This window comes from Desulfogranum marinum (genome assembly GCF_963675105.2).
GTDB lineage: Bacteria > Desulfobacterota > Desulfobulbia > Desulfobulbales > Desulfobulbaceae > Desulfogranum > Desulfogranum marinum.
The window spans coordinates 2,537,250-2,553,357 of sequence record NZ_CAXXRO010000004.1; the positions used below are offsets into that span (position 1 = coordinate 2,537,250).

At 47.2% G+C, this 16,108-nt stretch carries 16 protein-coding genes and 1 pseudogene; 2 read left to right on the plus strand and 15 right to left on the minus strand.

All coding sequences use genetic code 11. The features are described 5' to 3' along the window. Positions 1-14 precede the first annotated feature (14 nt). The 8 genes and pseudogenes from ACHZCY_RS19790 to ACHZCY_RS19825 form a co-directional block, all read right to left on the minus strand. Complete coding sequence (locus ACHZCY_RS19790) at positions 15-893, minus strand: ABC transporter permease subunit (protein ID WP_319550110.1); 879 nt, start codon at positions 891-893, stop codon at positions 15-17. After that, positions 893-1,750: a PstC family ABC transporter permease gene (locus ACHZCY_RS19795; protein WP_232371210.1), complete on the minus strand. Its 858-nt coding sequence runs from the start codon at positions 1,748-1,750 to the stop codon at positions 893-895. The genes ACHZCY_RS19790 and ACHZCY_RS19795 overlap by 1 nt, the downstream gene beginning before the upstream one ends. Continuing rightward, positions 1,750-2,592, minus strand: a complete 843-nt coding sequence (locus ACHZCY_RS19800; protein ID WP_319550111.1) for a phosphate ABC transporter substrate-binding protein — start codon at positions 2,590-2,592, stop codon at positions 1,750-1,752. Before ACHZCY_RS19800 ends, ACHZCY_RS19795 begins: the two co-directional genes overlap by 1 nt. A gap of 205 nt (positions 2,593-2,797) precedes the next feature. Next, a complete protein-coding gene (gene pgl, locus ACHZCY_RS19805) occupies positions 2,798-3,538 on the minus strand; it encodes a 6-phosphogluconolactonase (RefSeq protein WP_319550112.1) in 741 nt (246 codons plus the stop codon). 10 nt (positions 3,539-3,548) lie between these two features. After that, positions 3,549-5,039 (minus strand): glucose-6-phosphate dehydrogenase, encoded by a 1,491-nt coding sequence (zwf, locus tag ACHZCY_RS19810; protein WP_205224368.1) that lies wholly within the window; start codon positions 5,037-5,039, stop codon positions 3,549-3,551. Continuing rightward, positions 5,040-5,969: pseudogene (gnd, locus tag ACHZCY_RS19815) on the minus strand (phosphogluconate dehydrogenase (NAD(+)-dependent, decarboxylating)); the annotation flags it as partial. It abuts the gene before it with no gap. Positions 5,970-6,163: 194 nt separating this feature from the next. Beyond that, positions 6,164-7,252 (minus strand): alkene reductase, encoded by a 1,089-nt coding sequence (locus ACHZCY_RS19820; protein ID WP_205224370.1) that lies wholly within the window; start codon positions 7,250-7,252, stop codon positions 6,164-6,166. Positions 7,253-7,695: 443 nt separating this feature from the next. Next, entirely contained in the window at positions 7,696-8,184 is a 489-nt protein-coding gene (locus ACHZCY_RS19825; RefSeq protein ID WP_205224371.1) for a universal stress protein, read from the minus strand. 406 nt (positions 8,185-8,590) lie between these two features. Here ACHZCY_RS19825 and ACHZCY_RS19830 point away from each other — a divergent pair, with 406 nt between their 5' ends. Continuing rightward, positions 8,591-8,956: a SpoIIAA family protein gene (locus ACHZCY_RS19830; protein WP_319550113.1), complete on the plus strand. Its 366-nt coding sequence runs from the start codon at positions 8,591-8,593 to the stop codon at positions 8,954-8,956. 69 nt (positions 8,957-9,025) lie between these two features. Here the strand turns inward: ACHZCY_RS19830 and ACHZCY_RS19835 are convergent, their stop codons facing one another. From ACHZCY_RS19835 to ppnP, 4 genes are all read right to left on the minus strand, one after another. After that, on the minus strand, positions 9,026-9,382 hold the full coding sequence (locus ACHZCY_RS19835; protein ID WP_205224374.1) for a VOC family protein: 357 nt from the start codon (positions 9,380-9,382) through the stop codon (positions 9,026-9,028). Positions 9,383-9,524: 142 nt separating this feature from the next. Beyond that, the gene (locus tag ACHZCY_RS19840; protein WP_319550114.1) at positions 9,525-9,899 is read right to left on the minus strand and encodes a hypothetical protein; all 375 of its coding nucleotides are present in this window, start codon (positions 9,897-9,899) and stop codon (positions 9,525-9,527) included. 635 nt (positions 9,900-10,534) lie between these two features. Beyond that, positions 10,535-11,170: a histidine phosphatase family protein gene (locus ACHZCY_RS19845; protein ID WP_205224376.1), complete on the minus strand. Its 636-nt coding sequence runs from the start codon at positions 11,168-11,170 to the stop codon at positions 10,535-10,537. 209 nt (positions 11,171-11,379) lie between these two features. After that, the gene (gene ppnP, locus ACHZCY_RS19850) at positions 11,380-11,694 is read right to left on the minus strand and encodes a pyrimidine/purine nucleoside phosphorylase (RefSeq protein ID WP_205224378.1); all 315 of its coding nucleotides are present in this window, start codon (positions 11,692-11,694) and stop codon (positions 11,380-11,382) included. Between the two features lie 335 nt (positions 11,695-12,029). On the opposite strand from ppnP, the gene ACHZCY_RS19855 reads away from it, so the two are divergent. Next, positions 12,030-13,448: a CDP-archaeol synthase gene (locus ACHZCY_RS19855; protein WP_319550115.1), complete on the plus strand. Its 1,419-nt coding sequence runs from the start codon at positions 12,030-12,032 to the stop codon at positions 13,446-13,448. A 79-nt stretch (positions 13,449-13,527) separates the two neighbouring features. Here ACHZCY_RS19855 and ACHZCY_RS19860 read toward each other — a convergent pair whose 3' ends face one another. From ACHZCY_RS19860 to ACHZCY_RS19870, 3 genes are all read right to left on the minus strand, one after another. Continuing rightward, positions 13,528-14,346, minus strand: a complete 819-nt coding sequence (locus tag ACHZCY_RS19860; RefSeq protein ID WP_319550116.1) for an NAD(P)H-binding protein — start codon at positions 14,344-14,346, stop codon at positions 13,528-13,530. Between the two features lie 266 nt (positions 14,347-14,612). Then, positions 14,613-15,440, minus strand: coding sequence for an MBL fold metallo-hydrolase (locus ACHZCY_RS19865; RefSeq protein WP_319550117.1), 828 nt, complete (start codon positions 15,438-15,440; stop codon positions 14,613-14,615). Next, a complete protein-coding gene (locus ACHZCY_RS19870) occupies positions 15,441-15,671 on the minus strand; it encodes a diguanylate cyclase domain-containing protein (RefSeq protein WP_394713419.1) in 231 nt (76 codons plus the stop codon). Positions 15,672-16,108: the final 437 nt, after the last annotated feature.

Consider the following 16,108-nt stretch of genomic DNA (forward strand, 5'->3'; position numbering starts at 1 on the left):
ATGTCAGCACGATGCTACCTGAAGAGCAGAAAGGTGGTAAATCGTCGTTGTATCCATAGAGCAAGGACCAGGAGACCGATACAGAGAAGTAGCAAGATGATTGCAGCTCCAAAGCCATTGGCTAATTCCTCCGGGCCGGTGTACTGAGAAGAAATATAATAGATGTAAAAGGGAAGTGCTTCGTACTGCCCCAAGAGCGAGCGGGGAAAACCGGCAGTTGCAACAACTCCGGTGAGCATGATCACCGCAGTATCCTCAGCGCAGCGGCCGGTTGCGAGGATAATCCCGGAGATAATGTCACTTATGGAGTGGGGGAGGAGTACAAGCGTAATGTTTTGCGAACGTGAAGCACCGAGTGCCGGGGCTGTTTTACGGATGAGCGGATCAATCGATTCAAGAGCTGTTTGCGTGGTTCGGATAAGATAGGGAAGAACCAGTAAGGCCAGGCACAAACAGGAAAGCAGAAGGCAGGGAGCAATTTGTCTTGGAAAATGTCGATTGAGCAGGATCGTCAACAAAAGGCCAGCCAAGCCCACCACAATGGAAGGTATTCCTGCCAGGATGTCAAAGGTCAAGTTAAACAGCGGCTTTAGCTTTCCCTTGCAATACTCTGCCATGTATATGCCACCGGCGACCCCGATTGGTATGGCGATCAGCATTGAGCACGCGATAAGTATAAAAGTACCTGCAATGGCGGGGAAAAGCCCGTCAAAAACCTGCCGCCTGAGAAGGAGTGCATCCAAAGGTGCTGTGTCCCCAAAAAACAGGCTCAGCTGGATGCTGTCGGCTCCTTTTTGGATGAGATAGGCAATAAGGGTGAAAAGTGCCATGAGCAAAAGGAAAAGAGCGACCCAGGAGAAAAAGGTGATACAGCTTTCAATCGTTTTGCGCATTATCTCGCCTGTGAAAAATAAGCTGTAGACAGGCGAAAGAGCAGCATCAGCAGTGCTGTAAGCAGATAGAGTGAAAGGCCGCAGACGAAAATAGATTTGAATTCCATGGAGTCAAAATCAAAAGCCAGGACAAGGGCTATGTGCGCGGTAAGGGTTCTTGCTGAATCGGTTACAGCTTCCGGCATTGCGGTACTGTTACCGGCCAGCATCAGGCTAACCATGGTGTCACCCATGGCTCGACCGAATCCAAGCAGAATTCCATTGATAACACCGGGCCACGCCTGAGGCAATATGATGTAAAGTATTTTTTGAATTTTACTACAGCCAAGAGCTTCGGCTGCCAAGGTAAATCGGGGTGAGACCTTGTTAAAGCTATTCACAAAAAAAAGGATCATGGTCGGTGCTATGACCAGTGCAAGCACCGGTGCAGCCGTGAGGATACTCATGCCACTTCCATGGCCGATAAGGTTGCGCATGAGTGGCACCAAAAAAAACAGGGCGGCAAAACTGTAGACTACGGTAGGGATGCCGGTCATCACGCGGATAAGGGCTAACAGAACACGTCGTAATCGAAGTGGCGCGAGGGCGGTGATAATAAAGCTGCAGCCGAGGCTTATCGGAAAACTGATGAGCATACTGAGGGTGGCCAGGGTCAAACTGGAGAGCAGCATTGGATAAATGCCATACAACCCTTTGCCGGGTGCCCAGGAAGAAAAGAGCACGTCAGCCAGTTGGCCCGATTGGAGCAAAGGCAAGCCGAAAAAGAAGAGAAACCCAAACACAGCGGCGGTGAGCAGGCCACTGAAAACCGCCGCTGTGAAGAATAAGTATTCGCTGGGCGAATAGCTCCGTAGCATCACTTAACTGGGATAAAGCCTTTGTCTGCAACAATTTGCTGCCCTGTGGGACTCACCAAAAAGTCAAGAAACAGTTTGGCAAGTCCGGTTGGTTCTCCTTTGGTCAGGCTATACAGACCTCGAGCAACGTGGTATTCACCGCTACGAACGGTTGTAAGAGCAGGTGTTATTCCATCAAGAGCTACCGGCGCAACAGATTTGTCAATGTGTCCTATAGAGACGAAACCAATGGCAAATGGGTCACCTGCAATGGCCGTTTTCATGGCACCGTTGGAAACAACGACATTCGCCTTGGTCGAAATATCCCCTTTTGCCAGTGCCTTATTCCAAAAAACTTTTCGAGTACCGCTGGCTTCATCTCTAGTATACAGATTGATTTGCCGATCTACACCACCGACTTCCTGCCAGTTGCCGATCTTACCAGCATAGATAGCCTGGAGTTGGGTACTGGTAAGTGACTGTACCTTGTTGGTGGGATGTACCACCGCACCAACGCCGTCGACAGCCCATTTCAGAAGTTGTAAATCAAATTTTTGAATTTCCTGGTCACTGGGTTTGCGGCCGGCGTTGCCGATATCGACCAACCCTTCTCCTGCCTGCTTGATACCCAGCCCTGAGCCTCCACCGGCAATGGAAATGTGGATTTGAGGGTTATAGTTGATGATCTGTTTGGCGGCCTCCTTCATCACTGGGATATGAGCTGTGCCGCCGGCAATGCGGAGCGTTCCTTTTTGTTGATCAAAGGGTGAGAGATCACCGGCCGCGATGGACCATGATGCAAAAAAAAGAACAACCACAGACGTTATGGTAACTAATGGTATTGAAATGCTATTTTTTCTCACTGGAGTCCTCCATATAGAAATAATTGTATAAAAATAGCAAAACAGTACTATGAGCTGGTCCTCTTTGGCAAATAGGTAATTTCTATCTGTAGTGCGCGGCTAACAGGTTATTTTGATAGATGATAATGAGGGGGAAGAGAAGTGAAAAGGAAAGCGAGTTGATATCAACCCGAATTGCTCATGAACTTTTTGATTTTAAACTCAATTAATGAGCAATTCGGGCTGATGTTGAATCAAAAGCGTCCTCGCTTACATACCAGACGGTTTTTTCAGCCGTAACGGATGCGGCAGGGTAACGGGTGGGTGCCGTAGGATCGTTTCTGATTTCGGAAATAATGTGCCGTTTACCCTGCCCAGCCACGAGGAAGAGTGATAAACGGGCAGCATTGAGCACGGGGAGGGTAATCGTCACACGGTCAACTTTTGGGTTGGCTGGCGGGTCGATTACCGGAACCACCCAATCGGTGCTTGCCAGTGCATTTGTGCCGGGGAAGAGCGAAGCCGTGTGCCCATCCGTACCCATTCCTTGCAAGGCTAGATCGAATCTCGGGACCCCCTGATCGTCAAAGATGCTCAGCATATTCTGAAGCATGTCTTCGGCGGCGATTTTGGCGCCACGTTCACCTTGAATACGGAAAATATTCTTTTCATGCACAGGCACATGAGCAAGAAGGTGATCCTGGGCTAGCTTGTAGTTGGACCACTCATGACTAGGAGCCACTGCCCTCTCATCACCCCAGAAGATGATCGTTCTATCCCACGGCATAGCTTGACGGTGACGATCTTCGCTCAGTATCTGAAAGAGGCGCTTGGGTGTAGAACCACCTGACAGGGCAACAATAAAACGTCCGCGTAAGTCTATGGCCTCGCGGGCGCAGTCGATAAATAAGCGGGCTGCGGCCTGACTCAACTCTTCAGGGTTTTTAAATACGTGAAACTCAGCCATCGATGTCTCCCTACTTTCCCATCCAGCCACGAACTTGCTTTGGACCATCGGTCCCGGCTTTGTAGAGATGAAGCCGTTCCTCATCATCCGGGCAATCGCATTCCTGGAGCACCGGTGTCAGAAACTCCCAGCACAGGTCTACGCCGTCCTGACGCCAGAAGAGTGTGTGGTCGCCCATGAGTACATCAAGCAGTACTTTCTCGTAGGCGCTGACACGGATAACGCTGCCCTGGGCGTAGTCGAAATCCATGGTCACGCTGCGCAGGCACATTGCCGGGCCTGGTTCTTTGGCCTGAAAGGTGAGCCGCACCTCTTCTTTTGGATGGATGGAAAAGATCAGCGTGTTGGCTGTGATATGATTGCCAAGAATGTTTCTGTACATTGAGTGGGGTACTTCTTTGAATTTCACCTGAATATCTGTACGTTTAGCGGCCATTCGCTTGCCGGACGTAATGTAGAATGGGACGCCCTGCCAGCGCCAGTTATCGATAAACACTTTCATCGCCGCAAAAGTGGGAGTGGTGGAATCAGGCGCTACATTGGGTTCTTCGACATAAGAGGGGACAGCCTTATTTCCAACCATCCCTGCCGAGTACTGACCGAGTATCAGGTGATTGTCCAGGTCATCCATGGGAAAGGGGCGCAGGCAGCGAAATATTTTCGCCTTTTCATCACGAATTCGGTACGCATCATAAATGGACGGCGGTTCCATGGCCACCAAAGAAAGGAGTTGCATCATGTGGTTTTGGAACATATCACGCAGCACGCCTGTATGGTCGTAGAAGTCAGCCCGATGTTCAACGCCGAGGGACTCGGCAGAGGTAATATGCACCGATTCGATATAGCGGCGATTCCACAGCGGCTCGAAAATAGCATTGGCAAACCGGAACATGAGCATGTTTTGTACGGTCTCTTTAGCGAGATAATGGTCGATGCGGTATATCTGGTTTTCTTGAAAACCCTGAGAAAGGGCATCCGCCAGTTTGCGGGAGCTTTGCAAATCATAGCCGAACGGCTTTTCCACTATGAGTCGCACCCAGTTCTTCTGTTCCTCGGCAAGGCCAACCTGGGCAAGAGATTTGGCGATGGATTCATATGCCACAGGTGGGACCGAAAGATGGAAAATTCGATTGCCTTGTGTTCCGATTTCCGACTCTTTTTCCTGTAAAAAAATCGCAAGGTTGGTGAAAGTGCCGATATCGCCATAGTCTACATTTCGGTAGAAAAGGCGGGAGCAGAAATCGTCCCAACAGGTCATATCGACACCGGTTTCTATGAAAACCGTTTTGATGCGAGCCCGAAACTCCTCATTGGTAAGTTTGGTGCGAGCTACGCCTATAACCATGCTGGGAGTGGGAAGGCGTTTTGCGAGAAGTAAATCATACAATGATGGTAAAATCTTACGTGCTGCTAAATCGCCGGTTGCCCCGAAAACAACTACAGCACAAGGATCTTCAGGCACGTTGTATTGGCAGATGTCAGACAACATTGTATCGGCCATTTACTTATCCTCTGCTTTCTTGACCGCGTGACCGCCGAACTCGCGTCGCAATGCCGCCAGTACTCGGTTGCGAAAATCATTGGGGCGACGAGACGAAAAACGTTCCATAAGGGCCATGGTCAATACAGGTGTCGGCGTTGCTGTCTCCACTGATTGGAGCACTGTCCAACGGCCTTCGCCGGAGTCGTCTACATAGCCTTCCAGGTCTTCTAGGCGCTCTGATTTTTTAAAGGCATCCGCTGCCAACTCCAGCAACCATGAGCGAATGACACTGCCTTGATTCCACAGGTCGGAAAGTTCACCAAAATCGATATTTTCGCCGAAAGGGGAGTCTTCAATAAGCGCAAATCCTTCGGCGTACGCCTGCATCAGGCCATATTCGATGCCGTTATGGACCATTTTGACAAAGTGACCAGCCCCGGCAGGGCCGCAGTGCATGTAGCCATTTTCCGGAGCAAGGGCCTTAAAGATTGGTTCCAACCGTTTAAATTCGTCTTTGGGGCCGCCAACCATGGTACAATAGCCAACTTTTAACCCCCAAATACCGCCGGACACGCCAGCGTCAAGGTACTTGATGCCGTTGTCAGCCATTTCTTTGGAGTTGACGATGTCATCCTTGTAATGGGAGTTGCCGCCTTCGATCACGGTATCTCCGGCATCGAGTAATTCCTTGAGTTGATTCATGACGGCGTCGGTGGCAGGACCAGCCGGAAGCATAGACCAGACCGTTCGAGGTGGTTCAAGCTGGTCTTTGATCTCTTGTAACGTATAGGCGGCAATGGCGCCTTCTTGTTTTATTTGGTCCACCTTGTCTGCACTACGGTTATACGCCACCACTTCAATGTCATGCTGCATCAGTCGACGAACCATATTCATGCCCATGCGTCCCAGCCCAATCATTCCTATTCTCATCTCGTTTCCTTTTGGTTTGAGGGTGTCTCGGTGGTCTTCAGTCTCTCCAACTCACGCAGCACCGGATTTGATCATTTTCTTTCCTGATTAAATAGAATAACCTGTTGTTCATTCACGAACTGCAGCTCATGTTTCGTTATGGTTTTTCCCCTCATTTTGTCGCTGCTTTCTCTCCCCTGATTCGTTTTTACCAGCTCCTCCGTCTCTTGATACTATTTTGAATAGGGGCGATAATCCGTATATCCTTCCGGGCCTGGTGTATACCACAGCGACATATCGTCATATGGCGCCAGTGGCCAGCCGTTCTGAAAACGTTCCACCAAATCCGGATTGCTGATATACGGTCGGCCAAAAGCGGCAATATCGAGATTTCCAGCTGCCAGGCGTTGTGCGGCATCTGCTTGCGAATACCCGCAATTGCCGATAATAATACCTTGATAATGTTCTCTGAACTCCTCCAGGCGCATTGGCTCCCCCAGTTCGTGGAAACCAAAAGCCAATCCGTCCATAATATGAACATATGCCAGGCCGAGAATATTGAGTTTTTTGATCAGGTAGAGGTAGGTTTCCCGGAAATCATCGCTTCCCATATCATTGAACACGCCATTTGGAGAAAGCCGCACCCCAACCCTGTTTGCAGGCCAGACATCAAAAATAGCGGCAAGGACTTCCAGCAGCAGGCGGCACTTATTTTCCAGGCTACCGCCATATTGATCAGTACGTTTGTTTGTCTTGGAATCGAGGAATTGATTGAGCAGATAACCGTTTGCACTGTGGACCTCAACCCCGGAAAAGCCGGCTTCTTTCGCACGTAAGGCCGCTGCGCGGTAATCACCTACGGTTGCTTGTATTTCTTCAACAGTGAGCGGTCGAGGCGTTTCATAGTCTTTTTTACCCAAAGGCGTGTGGATGTGATCTCCTTGCAACTTCACCGCAGATGCAGAAACCGGTAACGCACCATTATGAAAATCGCTGTGGGAGACTCTCCCGCAATGCCACATTTGCAAAAATAAATGACTACCAGTCGGATTGACCAGCTGGGTGACTTTGCGCCAGCCATCAGTCATTTCATCAGTATAGATTCCGGGCGAACCAATCCACCCATTGCCCTGGGCAGAAACAACCGTTGCTTCTGTGATCAGCAACCCTGCAGATGAGCGCTGATGATAATATTGTGCCATCAGTTGATTGGGAATTCGTGTATCTCCAGCCCTGCCACGGGTCATGGGGGCCATGGCTATTCTGTTTTTTAAGGTCAGATTGCCAACATGTACCTGGTCAAATAGCGACACTGCAGTCATCGTAGCCTCCTCCTGGATGGTCATCTTTTTATCTTTTAACCTACCAAACTATAAGATGTTTTTTGCTAATGTCTGCCGGCAAAGGGATTTCTTTTCTCTGCAGTGAAAAAACGTGTACAAGAATAGACCGGCAGTGGACGTAAATCCGCTTTCTGTGGAAGACGTAATGTCTAACTTGTTTCGGGACACGGTTTTGGGGCAACACTTGATCAAACAATGGCTGCAGGAGCCATTGCTTGCTTGAAAAAATGTTTGCCTTTGATGCGAATCAAGGAAATAATGGAGAAGATAGCAAAAGAGTGTTGATGACCAGCATCTCTTCTCTGTTGAATTAGCGACATCTTGCCGCAATCAATGTACTTGGCCGTACCGTATTGCCTAATGGATGAGGCAGGCTTTGTACGGATTAATGCTGTTGTACAAAACCTAAAGAAGCCGGTTCATTATTCCGGCAAACGTATCACCGTAACAGGTTTAAGGCATCTTCGAACGACTCGCCGAGCTGTATTTCCCAATAAAGCCGTTGCCAGTGCTCCTAGACCGTGGGTACCGATGACAACCATATCGTAATCCCCTTCATGGGCTTCATCTAAAATTTCTTGCGCTGGGTTACCTTCCCTGATGAGAGTCCGCTCTGCTAAAAATTGGCATTTTTTGGTCTCGTTAGCAGCTTCTTCACAAAATTGCTTGATCCGTTGCTGCATCATCTCTTTGTATTTGCTTACTTTATGTCTCTGTATTTCTTTTAATTGTTCTTCACTCAGGTAGTTGGCTATGAGGTTTTTACTGGACCACGATAGATCGTCCAGCACATGAAGAACGGTTATTTCCGCATCAAGTTTGTCAGCAAGCAGGGCAGCGTAGCCAGCGGCGTATTTTGCATTGTCTGAGAGGTCCGTGGCATAGAGTATTTTTTGTATTTTCGGCAACATATTTTCCTCCATTTTTCCATGAACGAGTAGACTCTATATGTACACTTACAACACTATGGCTTGTGGTGGTGCAAAGCAAGTCGGTCAAGCCAATAAACCATATGATTCGTTCGGTTTTTTGAGCAACTGAGAAAATATCCGGCACAATCTGAGGTACACTGCCCGGATAGGCGATTGTTGCTTTTCTGCTGAGCATGGGCACTGCAAACATTTTTACTTCCAGCTGATAGAGAGTTGAGCCGCAGATATGGGAACATTGCTCATAAGGTAGAGAAAAACTGGACACAGGGCCTAGAAGAGTTAATGTGCTTCATGAGGTGCTCTTGTCGATAAGTTATATGGGCATCGGGTTCATCGGGGTAATAACGAAAAGGGGGCACCCCTTTCTGCACTGGAGGTAAGGATAATGCTGGATGTTATAGATATTGGAGTTGAGCAGGCCATTGCCTATCGTGTAGCCGGTAAGATTACCGAGGAAGACATGACCACGGCACTCACCGGCATAAAAGACCAGATATATAATTTTGGAAATGTCTTTCTCTACCAGGAAATTGAGAGTATCGGCGGGGTGGAGTTGGATGCTATCGTAGAAAAAATAAAATTTATGGCTGATGTGGGCCTTTCAAACTTCAGCAGGATGGCCGTTGTTACCGACAAGCAATGGATGCATAAAATTATCGATCTGGAAGACCAACTGTTCAAAAACATTGAAATAAAATGTTTCTCCACTGAGCAGAAAGAAGAGGCTATCGATTTTCTGCGGGTACCCTGAAGAGTGTAAAAAAAACAATGCTCAAAGGCTGTACGTTGCCTTTTTTGTTTTCCCTTCCAACTTTATAGTTCAGTGTTTATCCGACCAGACCGCAAATTCATTACCACTTGGTTCTGTAAAATGAAAACGTCTACCACCAGGAAATGCAAAAATTGGTTGTATGATAGAGCCATTAGCTTTTTCAATCTTGTCTTGAGTGGCTTCTAGATCTTGACTGTAGAACACTATGAGAGCTGCGCCATTACCGGTCGAAGAATGCAACTCCGATTGAAAGAAACCGCCATCAATACCCTGGTTTGAAAATGCAGCGTATTCTGGGCCGAAATCTTGAAATGACCAGCCAAACGCTTGTGTGAAAAAATCTTTCGTGGCTCGAATGTCTCGTGCCGGAAACTCGACGTAATTAATTTTTTCGTGTTGATTCATTTCACCAATTCCATTTTATGGATAAAAACATAGCTGATCTGTTTCACAGTTTTTTTGTAGGTGTTTTGGGTGACTTCAATTTTTAAAGCGGGGTAATGGCAGACGTGATGTCCGGGCAATGCCACCTCGAACCTAGAATGGGTTAATATTGTAATACCCTTGCGCCTGGCCCAACTCTCGGCCCCACATATTGTTGTGCAAAAGTCAAATACTCTCTCCCGCCGTTAGTCCTTCTTTGTATTGATCTATACACGGCAGCCATAACTTTTATTAACTGCTCTTCAGGAGTATCCGGTAAATCCTGTTCCATGATCTGTGACATTTTTTCAAATAGAATCTTGGTCGCAGGATCCGTAAAGGACATCTCGGAATTTTTGAAATGCAATGTATCAAAAGCTGCCTCTAAGAGCTGAAGTGCTGTCTTGTCTGTAAATTCATTTTCAGCGTCGATGTCAAGTCTACACAAGATCGATTCGATGGTATTGGAAATATTCTGAAGGGTGATTGAATCAGACATTTGCTCGATTCCGTAAAAGGGAACTTTACGGTAGTTTCTATTCTGGGAAACGTTTTTATAGTGGACACAGCCCGTACATTTTTCAGGGTTACGAGATTGACCGCAACATAGACTGCAGATCAACGAGTCCTCAGCCATGCATTTTCGTTTTCCCTTACGGGAATTACATATTGTACATTTTGCCATAATTATTTTCTCCATTTTCAGTTTATCAGGCGAGGGCTGGTTGTTTTGGTAAATGAAAGTATCTTACCTGATTAAAAGCCGATTTGGCATGGCGGAAATCAGCAAACTTCGCTTACCTCTGAGGTTTTGGATGAAACAAAGCAGTTGGGCGAAAAGAATGATATTTCATCATAACCTGCAGTTGAAAGTCCGGCCACCAAATGTATGAGCTGTAATAGAAATCAAGCTGATTCGGTCTTTGAAGCTCTGTTGGAGGGTATCCTCTAGAAACATTGAAGCCACGTGGTAAATCGGCGCCGGAAGCGGTATAGCCCTTCTTGGATCGGGAACAAAAGAGTGAAGGCGTCATATCTTTCGCTATCCGCAGCCGGTAAAGTGGTAAAAGAAAATGTGGTGCGTCCATTTTTTTGCACCGGCAACGGGTCACCCAATGCGTTTCGCTGTATATTTTACTCTGTCTGCACGCTGCCAACGACTATGAATTCACCGGGTTTGGATTGTCGAACAACAATAATTTCGCCCGAATCAGGGTAGATGTCGGTCAGTGCTGTAATGTTGACCTGGTGCGTAACCAGCAAAAGCGGTTGTGTAAAGTCTTGCTGTACTAACCATTCTTTCAGCGCTTGCGTTTGTGATTTTTTGCGCTCATAGTGCCGAAAAAAGGAGTTTAATACCGGTAATTCCTGAACCGGCCCCAGTGACAGCAATTTTGCCGTTTCGAGGCACCGACACCACTGACTTGAGAATACGCGGACCTTGTCTATACCGTTTGCCCTAAAACGATCACCAATTTTTTTCGCTTGATTGCGTCCTTCATGGGAGAGGTTTCTCTGGGTTGAGCATTCTCCAAGCGCAAAATGCCCAGGATCGCCGGTTCCAGGAGCGATAGCATGACGTAACAGGGCAAAGTGGTTGCCCGATTTAAGCGCATTCCACACAGCAGACTCATTGGCATAGAGGTCTCCGGCTGTAAAAAAGAGCAGACATGAAACCGGCAGCAGGAATACCGGTAAAAAACGAAGTGCAATGAATATTGAAATAGAGCTAATCAAATGGTGCATTGTTTTCCCCTTTGGTTTCTGCATCGGCTTTCATCCTTTTTGCATCTCTGCCTTCTAACTGTAGTCCAACCGGCCACAGATCTTCCATTTACAGTTAACGATATGTACGAAAAAGGTGGGCACCACTTTTCCAGTAAACCGTTGGTAGATCAGTAACCTTAAATGTGGTGCTGCCCTTATTTGCTGACCGGAAAAGAGGATGTTTAGGCCCGCTTCCCGGTTTTTTGTATGGTTTAGTCGAGATAGGAACAGCAGTAATCGACAATTGTTTTAACCTTCAGCTCAAATGTTGATTGTGCCGGTACTTCGAAGGATTGCCCTCCGGTGATTGTCTTCCACTCCTTTGCATCGGCCAGGAGTATCTCAAGCTCGCCCGAAAGGATTTCCATGATTTCCTTGGCATCGGTGTTGAAAGTATATTCTCCAGGGAGCATGATGCCGAGGGATTTTTTTGTGCCGTCGGCCAGTACAAATGAGCGACTGGTGACGTTGCCGTCAAAGTAGATGTTTGCCTCTTTGGAGAGAGTAACGTTGGTAAATGTACTCATTTTCGGGTCCTTATAAAAGATGTTGTGCGCACAAAGGCGCAGTGATGCCGGGAACGGCGAGTAGTTTTAAACTGAAGGGTTGCATACTCCGATATTTTGTTGTTTTCGATCCTCTTGCTACCTCTGTGGCCGCGCGAGGTCGAAAAATACCTATATTTAAGCGGTTTTTTACGTAACAAAAAGGAATAAAGAAATAATGCGCAGATTTTTATTTTTCCCGGTTGGTGGCCTGTAAAAGAAAATGGAGTGCGTCCTGTTTTGTCTGCTGTTGTGCTATAATACACCAAGTCTGGTAGCTAGCCTGATATTTTCAACCGAGAGCCTGGATGAGCAGTATGAATTCTTCATTACTCACCATCATCGGAACAACGTTCGGCATTCTTCTTTTTCTTTATGTCGTGAATTGCCTGCCGGTTCTTGCTCATCTTGTATTGGGAGATAAGCTGCGGTTTCCTGTGGATGGGGGCATTCTATGGCTGGATAAGAAACCACTGTTTGGACCACACAAAACCATCCGCGGCATTGCAGTCAGTATCTTCGGCGGCATGGGAGCCTGCTTTCTCCTGGGAATGTCATGGTGGCAAGGGGGAGCAGCGGCGGTATTTGCCATGGTTGGAGACCTGACATCAAGCTTTATCAAACGCAGATTAAACGTACCTTTTGGCGGTGATACCTTTCCGCTCGACCATGTACTGGAGTCGCTTTTTCCTGTACTTTTTTTAGCGTCGTTTCTCCCTTTCTCGTGGACGCAACTTATTCTTATTGTCGTTCTTTTTACATGTTCTGCTTACCCTGCAACACTGTGGTGGAAATATACAATCCACAGGACCCCGCGCGATAATTATCCGTGTATCCTCCGCTCAACTGTTAGGCTTCGAGAATGGCGAGCGTGTCATATTCCTTTGCCAAGATACCAGATCTGGTTCAATCTCAGTCGCATCCTCACTGACCAGGTGATCCTTACCTGGTTGGTCAAGATTTCCGGGCTATATGAAAAAGGCAAGCAAAATGCGCTGGATATCCGGTTAGTGCACAAGGACTTTTCTTTTCCGACTTTGCCTGAGGCCTTTGATGGGTACCGCATCCTCTATTTGACAGACCTGCACCTGGACGGTCTGCAGGGCTTAACGGAAAAGCTGATTGATGTCGTTCAAAATATCGATGTTGATCTCTGTCTTCTGGGAGGAGATCTACGCATGAAGCTCTACGGCCCCATGGCGCCAAGTGTTCGGGAATTGCGCAAAGTGACGGCCCAGGTAAAAGCTGCGGACGGCATTTTAGGAGTGCTCGGGAATCACGATTGTATCGAAATGATACCGGACATGGAGGAAGCCGGTGTCGTTATGCTGATCAATGAAGCCTGGCCGATCGAACGTGATCAGAGAAGAATATGGGTAGCCGGGGTAGACGACCCGCACTACTACAGACTAGACGATGCCGCATACGCCTGCAGAGAAATTCCAGACAAGGACTTCACCATATTCCTGGCCCACTCCCCTGAGGCATATAAAGAGGCACAGCAGCAAAAAGCCGATTTGTACCTGTGTGGTCATACCCATGGAGGACAGGTATGCCTTGCCGATTATCGTCCCATTCTTTCCAACAGTCGCGCTCCACGCGATACTGCGGTCGGGGAATGGCGATTTGAAGAGATGATCGGCTACACCAGCACCGGCGTTGGAGCATCAAGTATTCCTGTTCGTTTTAATTGCCGGGGAGAGGTATGCCTCATTACTCTGCACCGAACCAACTAGCCTCAATTTTTCACCAGTTCATGCGGCGTCGGTTTCAGGGTTTTGGGCTATAGATAGGCAGACGAGACTCCAACATCGGTTATAAGGCATCCTCAAATTGTATTTTCATTAAATCCGGATGCAAAAATTGGTAGTGTAAACGCTGCTTCACTTTCTGGTTGCTGATTATTTTGTATGGACTGGTGCCTGTGAGAATAAATTCAGGCGCAGGATTGCCTATGGAAGTGGCCGCCTGCGTGTAAAATTCTCTTTTTGTGGGGTGGGTGTCAGCGCAACAATTAAACACTTCTCCCCATACCTCCTGCTCAATGATTTGAGTGATAATGGCGATGCAGTCATCACGATGGATGAGGTTTACCCTGGAGTCAGGGTGTTGCACCTTTCTCCCTTTGCGGAAAAAATTTCCAGGGTTGCGGCTGTGCCCGATTAAGCCGCCGAATCTGACAATGGTGGTTTTGGCTGTGTTGCATTTTTTTAACAGGTTTTCAATTATCACCAATGGGCTCTGTTCGGATTCCAGGCCGTCTGCCTCGGTTATTACTGTGTTGGTGTTGTCGTAAACAGAGGTGGAGCTGACAAAGACGATATTTTTGAGTGCGGATTTTTCAATTGCTTGGGCCAGGAGGCGAAAGCCGGCTATGTCCTTTGACGGTATGTTGATGATCAGTACGTCAGCCTGCAGGAATTCTTGAATAGTATCCGGCAAAGATCCAATATCAATCAAAAACGGCTTAACACCTATGGATGTCAGTTCCGTCAGTCGATCTTTCGAAGTGGTAGAGCCAATGACATTGTGGCCCATTGAAACAAAGTGCTGCGCCAAGGGGAGACCTAGCCAACCTGTTCCCAGTATGCTTATCGTTTTAATAGTTGCTCCTGAGTAACTGTTGAGCAGCACTCCATCTGCGCACGATCAGGCAGGAAAACATAGCATTACTATAGTTATCCAGCCTGCTTGCACCCATCTGAAGCACTGCTTCTAAGTAACAAGATGGCTTTTAAAATAAAGGCCGAGGCCCCGGTTGTATTGCTGAACAGTTACAGATCGAGGTTAAGGTGAGCTTATTTGTTACTCGCTGAATTGTTCCGCTCCCGATTATGTATAGCATAGAGGCTGAATCGGTTGGGCTCAGTGCAAAATCGTTACTCATGGAACAAGGTTATTTATATGAGGATAGTTGTGCCGTCAAGTGCCAGATATGTTTTCATAAAAGATCTTTTTGCATAGGCGAGCATTCCGCGTAGTCTTTCGTCATTGTACGAAGGGTTTAAATGTATCAAAACTAAGGTGTTTATTTGTGCCTTTTTGGCCACATGCATAACCCAATCAATATTGGCATGTGAGCGTAATGCAATGGATACATCTTCTGTGACGCTGCCGTTGTTGCTGCTCAGTGTAGTGTATTCAAGGTTGTCAAACCAGGTTTCATGCAAAAGTATATTGGTGCCATCAACAAAATCAATCGTATCCGGCGAACAGGCAGTGTCGGTTATATATGCAAGATGGTCATTTAGTCTGTATCCAATTGTCGGGTCGCTGTGGCTTTGGAGCAGAGTGCTTATTTCAACCCCTGCTATTTCATTTTTCCCTAATGCAATATCAACAAAGGCTAAATCCATAGGGTAGTCAGTCAGGGGCAAAGCAAAATAGGGTTTTTCCAGATGGGCAGAAAGGATTTCTTCTGTGCTCTTACCGTAAATATTTTTTCCAGGGCCAAAAATAGTTACCCTGCAGCCTTTCAGGTATAAAGGCAGGTAGGTGATGCCGGTTATGTGATCAAGATGATAATGCGATAAAAATATATGTATCTCTTTGAAACTCATGAGCTTTTCAGGCGGGTAAAGCTCGCCGAGCCTGCAGGCTCCGGAACCAAGATCAAAAATGAATAAATAATCGCCTAACTCAAGAGCATAGCAGCAAGTGTGCCTGTTAAAAGCCGGTATCCATCCGTTGCCTCCTAATATTGTCAGTTTACAATCACTGGTTGCCACTCAATTCCCTCGAGTTTTGTTTTTTTGTAGAATGCCGTAAATCATTTGAAAAAATGGGTATCCATGAGGAAGAGGGCAAGCAATCTCAGGTAAACGGTGGACAACGCGGCGTAACAACTCGTTACCGATACCGTTCCCAAATATATCGTTAATCGACTTGAATCGGCTGAAGTTGAGGAGCAGCAAGGCGACCGCTTTTTTTAATAGCTTGCCCCTGCGATCATAAGGCACCAGCCTGGAGCCTGTTTTTAATCAATCAACCCCTTGGTTGATCCAATTTTGGAATCATTTCATCAAGAAGGAGCGCGATCTGGTGTACCACTTTTTCATAAGACTTCCGACCATGTTGGCAAAGACCTTCTTTTTAACTCGCTGCTGTATTTACCATCTTCGATGGATTCGCTTATTTGATGGATTGTATCAGCTGCAATTCTAAACCGGTAGATTTTTTGAAGTGCTATTGATATGAACTTGATCGACGGCATTGGCCACCAATGTGAGTTCCATTTGCTGATTGCTGACAGGTAAACGTATCCGTCATGGATAACCGGTGCTCGGTACCGGCAATACGTATGCTGCTTTGTTCTGCATTGGTGCAGTAATAACAAGGGATGTTATCCTACCACCTGCGGCTTCCCAGGGGAGAAAGGGAATAGCCGATTGCGGGT